The following is a 5,000-nucleotide window of genomic DNA, read 5'->3' as shown; positions in this document are numbered from 1 at the left end:
GTCAACAACTAATTTCAATTTCTTTTTTCGTTGTTTTATTAATGTCGTAAACGGAACTTATTAAATATACCAGTCTAGCTCACAGAATGCAAGACTTATTTAGAAATAGTTTTTAGGTTGTTAAACATTGTTGTACCTATGCGATTTCGTCTAGAATTATGATAGCTCTTAAGAATAAATATGCTATGACTTTTCATGTATAAGCAAAGCTCTATAAAAAGTATTGGCTACATAACAGTATTTAGCCCGTTCTTAAATAGCTTCTTGTATTCTAAATCACTTCGATGTTCCAAGTATAATCATTGTAACTACTTATACCTCGAAATGACTTTCCATTTAAACCTACGTAATTGATTCACCTTAATTATGACCCATGGAATCATTGTTCTCTATACTTCCCCTACTATGACATACTCTTTTTGAACTCTTCCTTCTATAATAAATAAGAAATCAAAGGCTTACTTTAATTTTTCCCTATATATGTTGAATTAAAGAACCCCGTTGAATCTGTTGTGTCGCTCGATGATGAGAGAGTATTAATTCGAAATATGGATTGTAGATCGCTTGGCGCTAGAGTGGACTTTAATCGGAAGAGTTGTAGTTCGGCGTATGGATTACAGAACGCTTGGCGCTTTGGGGATTCCTCTGGCCATGAGCCTGGATTAGCGCTTCGCATCCAGTCTCATGGCTTCGGCAACCCCTTGTCGCGCTTGCGCTGGATTGTTCCATTATTGATAGTGATTTTGAAATGTATGGACTGAGATTATAATGTGATTACTATCTTGATACAGATTTAATCCCTGATATTGAAATGTGCCTTCTTAAAGAAGATTATCTAGCGAAGGCGCGACTACGTGGTAGCCGGAGCGATAAGACTGAAAGCGGTCTTCTTTTTGGCTTATCGAGGGAGGCATCCACAAAGCGGCGAAGCGGTATTGGCAGGATTTCTAATTCATTCCAAGTAGTTGGACTTATTCAGCGGCCTTCTAAAAGCCCTTGTAGAGCATACCTCGTATTCATTTGTTCAACATATATAGTTGTATTAATTAGTAAGCAAGTCGAAAGCCCCTACTATTCAACGTCGTGCTAAGTAAACCTTCTTCACCTCCACTATCATCTTGGAGTGGCATTGTCCAATATCGAACCATATAAACACCTGGTCGTTCACCCTATGGAAGAGAAGAAGTAATTTCTAGACAAGTTTGCAACACAAAAAGAATTTGACCATTGGTACTCATTTATTAACAATATAAGAACTGCGTTTCAAAACTAAGAAATCTAAAAAACATAAGCCAAAAATCAATTCCCTCGACGTTTGTCCATAGTAACAAAGATAATTGGTATTCCCTCCATATTTCCTGTAAGAAAGAGACTGCTCGTTGGAAAGCACAAAATTTATTTTATTGCTACTGATTTATGTTCATATTCCACAAGATTTACCACGTAGTGCTTTTCATTAATAGCATAAGTGATTGTCCATGCAGTCGTACTTTATCAACTGCCGAGTAAATATAATAACGGATGTATTCTGTAATAATCAAAGCGTATCCTTATTTCTGTTTCGCTGCTGCTTTAAGATTGGATTCATGTCCTGTACTACTATCTCTACATCTATCTCGGCCCGGTTGAGATAATCTTTAATTGTATATTTTCTACAATTAGTAAGATATAAAAGAGTTAATGCGTTTTCACATTTGCAATAATTAGTTGGTATGTTCCAACGCCGGGTCATTTTTATATTTATCAATGAGAATAACTTTGGCAAATGAAATCCGCTTGCCCTATGGGATCTCACCGCATCTTTAAACCGAAGAATAACGTTCGAACTAGATCTATCTATTGCTTCTCCTGCTTCCAGGAAAGCGTTTCCCATTTGCGGCGACGTTACAGATGAAATTGGTAAGCGCTAAAGCCATTGAGTTGTATGGACATCCCAACCAATATAATAGAACTTAAAAATAAACACAAAAAAAGCCACTACCTATAAGGTAATGACCTTTCAATGAGACCGGCGGCGTCCTACTCTCGCAGGGGGAAACCCCCAACTACCATCGGCGCTGAAGAGCTTAACTTCCGTGTTCGGGATGGGAACGGGTGTGACCTCTTCGCAATCGTCACCAGACTCTTTGAGCTTGTTCGCTCAAAACTGAATAAAACAGACATTGTGCTACACGAATCAGGGTAATCAAGCCCTTTTCAAAATTGGTTAAGTCCTCGATCGATTAGTATCCGTCAGCTCCACACGTCGCCGTGCTTCCACCCCAGACCTATCAACCTCATCTTCTTTGAGGGATCTTACTTACTTGCGTAATGGGAAATCTCATCTCGAGGGGGGCTTCATGCTTAGATGCTTTCAGCATTTATCCCGTCCATACATAGCTACCCAGCGATGCCTTTGGCAAGACAACTGGTACACCAGAGGTATGTCCATCCCGGTCCTCTCGTACTAAGGACAGCTCCTCTCAAATTTCCTGCGCCCGCGACGGATAGGGACCGAACTGTCTCACGACGTTCTGAACCCAGCTCGCGTACCGCTTTAATGGGCGAACAGCCCAACCCTTGGGACCGACTACAGCCCCAGGATGCGATGAGCCGACATCGAGGTGCCAAACCTCCCCGTCGATGTGGACTCTTGGGGGAGATAAGCCTGTTATCCCCGGGGTAGCTTTTATCCGTTGAGCGATGGCCCTTCCATGCGGAACCACCGGATCACTAAGCCCGTCTTTCGACCCTGCTCGACTTGTAGGTCTCGCAGTCAAGCTCCCTTATGCCTTTGCACTCTACGAATGATGTCCAACCATTCTGAGGGAACCTTTGGGCGCCTCCGTTACTCTTTAGGAGGCGACCGCCCCAGTCAAACTGCCCGCCTGACACTGTCTCCTGCCCCGATAAGGGGCATGGGTTAGAAGTCCAATACAGCCAGGGTAGTATCCCACCAACGCCTCATCCGAAGCTAGCGCTCCGGAATCCAAGGCTCCTACCTATCCTGTACAGGCTGCACCGGAATTCAATATCAGGTTACAGTAAAGCTCCACGGGGTCTTTCCGTCCTGTCGCGGGTAACCTGCATCTTCACAGGTATTATAATTTCACCGAGTCTCTCGTTGAGACAGTGCCCAGATCGTTACGCCTTTCGTGCGGGTCGGAACTTACCCGACAAGGAATTTCGCTACCTTAGGACCGTTATAGTTACGGCCGCCGTTTACTGGGGCTTCAATTCGAAGCTTCGCTTGCGCTGACCTCTCCTCTTAACCTTCCAGCACCGGGCAGGCGTCAGCCCCTATACTTCACCTTGCGGTTTTGCAGAGACCTGTGTTTTTGCTAAACAGTCGCCTGGGCCTATTCACTGCGGCTCTCTCGGGCTTTAACACCCTACCAGAGCACCCCTTCTCCCGAAGTTACGGGGTCATTTTGCCGAGTTCCTTAACGAGAGTTCTCTCGATCACCTTAGGATTCTCTCCTCGCCTACCTGTGTCGGTTTGCGGTACAGGCACCTCCCGCCTCGCTAGAGGCTTTTCTTGGCAGCGTGAAATCAGGGACTCAGGGATAAATCCCCTTGCTGTAACAGCTCAATGTTATAGGAACGGGATTTGCCTCATTCCACACCTCACTGCTTAGACGCGCATAACCAACAGCGCGCTCACCCTATCCTACTGCGTCACCCCATTGCTCAAACGGCGGGGAGGTGGTACAGGAATATCAACCTGTTGTCCATCGTCTACGCCTTTCGGCCTCAACTTAGGTCCTGACTAACCCTGAGCGGACGAGCCTTCCTCAGGAAACCTTGGGCATTCGGTGGAAGGGATTCTCACCCTTCTTTCGCTACTCATACCGGCATTCTCACTTCCAAGCGCTCCACCAGTCCTTACGGTCTAGCTTCGACGCCCTTGGAACGCTCTCCTACCACTGACATCTAAGATGTCAATCCACAGTTTCGGTGATTCGTTTAGCCCCGGTACATTTTCGGCGCAGCGCCACTCGACCAGTGAGCTATTACGCACTCTTTAAATGATGGCTGCTTCTAAGCCAACATCCTGGTTGTCTGGGCAACGCCACATCCTTTTCCACTTAACGAATACTTGGGGACCTTAACTGGTGGTCTGGGCTGTTTCCCTCTCGACTACGGATCTTATCACCCGCAGTCTGACTCCCAAACATAAATCATCGGCATTCGGAGTTTGTCTGAATTCGGTAACCCGGGATGGGCCCCTAGTCCAAACAGTGCTCTACCTCCGAGATTCTTAAGTTTGAGGCTAGCCCTAAAGCTATTTCGGAGAGAACCAGCTATCTCCAGGTTCGATTGGAATTTCACCGCTACCCACACCTCATCCCCGCACTTTTCAACGTACGTGGGTTCGGGCCTCCAGTAAGTGTTACCTTACCTTCACCCTGGACATGGGTAGATCACCTGGTTTCGGGTCTACGACCCCATACTCTATCGCCCTATTCAGACTCGCTTTCGCTGCGGCTCCGCATTCACTGCTTAACCTTGCATGGAATCGTAACTCGCCGGTTCATTCTACAAAAGGCACGCCATCACCCATTAACGGGCTCTGACAACTTGTAGGCACATGGTTTCAGGATCTATTTCACTCCCCTTCCGGGGTGCTTTTCACCTTTCCCTCACGGTACTGGTTCACTATCGGTCACTAGGGAGTATTTAGCCTTGGGAGATGGTCCTCCCGGATTCCGACGGAATTTCACGTGTTCCGCCGTACTCAGGATACACTCTGGAGAGAATGGACTTTCAACTACGGGGCTTTTACCCGCTACGGCGGACCTTTCCAGGTCGCTTCGTCTAATCCATTCCTTTGTAACTCCGTATAGAGTGTCCTACAACCCCAAGAAGCAAGCTTCTTGGTTTGGGCTCTTCCCGTTTCGCTCGCCGCTACTCAGGGAATCGATTTTTCTTTCTATTCCTCCGGATACTTAGATGTTTCAGTTCTCCGGGTGTGCCTCGTTTACGCTATGTATTCACGTAAACGTACTGTCCCATTATGG

2 rRNA genes (1 of these 2 only partly in view) are annotated in these 5,000 nt (G+C 46.3%); both read right to left on the bottom strand.

The features are described from left to right. Positions 1-2,006: 2,006 nt before the first annotated feature. A 5S ribosomal RNA gene (rrf, locus tag MKZ26_RS14730) occupies positions 2,007-2,122 on the bottom strand. 80 nt (positions 2,123-2,202) lie between these two features. Further along, positions 2,203-5,000, bottom strand: a 23S ribosomal RNA gene (locus MKZ26_RS14725); it runs 134 nt beyond the window's last position.

The organism is Sporosarcina sp. FSL K6-6792 (assembly GCF_038004885.1).
GTDB lineage: Bacteria > Bacillota > Bacilli > Bacillales_A > Planococcaceae > Sporosarcina > Sporosarcina psychrophila.
Note: the sequence above shows the minus strand (reverse complement) of the source record. Positions and strands in the feature narration are given on the sequence as shown.